The organism is Actinomadura logoneensis, from assembly GCF_003428695.1.
Lineage (GTDB): Bacteria > Actinomycetota > Actinomycetes > Streptosporangiales > Streptosporangiaceae > Spirillospora > Spirillospora logoneensis.
This window is the reverse complement of sequence record NZ_QURH01000572.1, coordinates 1-1,769: the sequence shown is the minus strand read 5'-3', so window position 1 is coordinate 1,769 and position 1,769 is coordinate 1. Positions and strand designations below refer to the sequence as shown.

The 1,769-nt window shown below is 73.8% G+C and carries 2 protein-coding genes; one reads left to right on the top strand and one right to left on the bottom strand.

The genetic code is table 11. The features are described from left to right. Positions 1 to 89 precede the first annotated feature (89 nt). Entirely contained in the window at positions 90 to 773 is a 684-nt protein-coding gene (locus DZF91_RS24280) for a sterol desaturase family protein (RefSeq protein ID WP_117359606.1), read from the top strand. Positions 774 to 873: 100 nt separating this feature from the next. Here DZF91_RS24280 and DZF91_RS40235 read toward each other — a convergent pair. Further along, a partial coding sequence (locus tag DZF91_RS40235; protein WP_117359605.1) for a peptidase occupies positions 874 to 1,769 on the bottom strand: 896 nt, incomplete at its 5' end.

The following is a 1,769-nucleotide window of genomic DNA, read 5'->3' as shown; positions in this document are numbered from 1 at the left end:
GACGGCGAGCGGGCCCGCGCCCGCGCCGCCGCGCTGCTGGACCGGGGCCGCGCAGCCGTGCTGGCCCATTTCCCCGAGGAGGACCGAGAGTGAGCCCCCGACCCCCGACCCCCGGCTGGCTCCGGCCCGGCCTGACCCTGTCCGGCGCGGCACGCGAGTTCTTCCGGCATCCGAGCCCGAAGGCGCTCGTCCCGGCCGCCGCCACCGCCGTCGCCGCGCGGCTCGCGCTCGGCCGCTGGACGCGGCGCGACGCGGCCGTGGCCGCCGGGATCGTCGCCGCCGAGCCGTTCGTCGAGTGGATCGTGCACGTGGGCGTGCTGCACTGGCGACCGCGGACGGTGAACGGCCGCCGGATCGACCCGCTGCTGTCGCGCAAGCACCGCGCGCACCACCGCGACCCGCGCGACGCCGAACTCGTCTTCGTCCCGATGCCCGTCGTCGGCCGGGTGATCGCCGGGATCGTCGTCCTCAACGCCGCGGTCCTGCGCGAACGGCGGCAGGCGATGACCGGCATCGCGACCTCGCTCACCGCGCTCGCCGTCTACGAGTGGACGCACTTCCTGATCCACTCGTCCTACCGTCCACGGCACGCGCCGTACCGGGCCGCCTGGCGCAGCCACCGGCTGCACCACTTCCGCAACGAGCGCTACTGGTTCGGCGTCGTCACGCCGCTCTCGGACCAGGCCCTCGGGACGTACCCGGCGAAGGACGACGTCCCGACGTCCTCGACCGTGAAGACGCTGGGCATCGAGGAGGAACCCCTGCCCGCCTGACCCTGCTTGCCAGCCCCTGCGCGCATGAGAACGGCGGGTCGCCCTCCGGGGCGACCCGCCGTTGTTCACGTCCGACGGGGATCGGTCGTGTGGAGCGTGGTCAGCGGTGCTGGGCGCCCCGGTACACGGCCAACGCGTCCTTCTGCCACTGCGCGCCGCAGGCGTCCCTGCCGCAGCTGCCGTAGTAGCTGGCGGTCTGGTAGCCCACGCCGGTCGTGGTGCTGAACCTGATGAGGAACGGCCCGCCGCTGGCGCCGCCGCTCATCCCCTTGCAGTTGGCCAGGTAGATGACGCGCTTGTCGCCGCTGCCGCGCGGCTTGCCCGAGCAGCGCCACGGGTAGTCCTTGTCGCCGGGGATGCCGAGCAGGTTGGTGGCGTACTGGCTCGGGTTGTAGTTGAACGCCACGCCCTCGGAGCCCGCCGCGTCCTGCACGTGCTTGCCGCCGCGCTTGTTCAGCACGATGAAGGCGTTGTCGCCCTTCACCCCGGACGTCGTGACCCAGCCGGCCTTGCGCCAGGTGAACCAGCCGCGCGGGGCGTTGCCGTTGGAGTACGCCGGGGCGAACCGGTAGTTGGAGCCGCCCTCGCCGAAGCCGCAGTGCCGCGCGGTCGAGATCGTGTCGTGGTTGTCGGACACCACGACGGTCGCCGTGCAGATCCAGGTCTTGCCCCTGAGGCTGAAGAAGAGCCGGCCGAGCGCCGGTGGCTTGCGCCACTGCGCGGTGACCTTTCCGGCCTCGCCCCGGGGCAGCGTGCCGGAGCGCACGTACGGCGCGCCCTGGGCGGACGCGTCGGACGCGTCGGACGCGTCGGACGTGTCGGCTGCCGACGCCGAGACGGCCGGAGCGCGGTACTCCTTCGCGCTCGCGATCCTCTCCTTCGTCCAGAACCTGTCGATCTGCGCGGAGCTCTGCCCGGCGTCGACGAACGTGACGCGGGGAGCGGGCGCGGCGGCGGGCCGGGCCGGTGGCGTTCCGGGGCGGGCCGGCGCCGCGG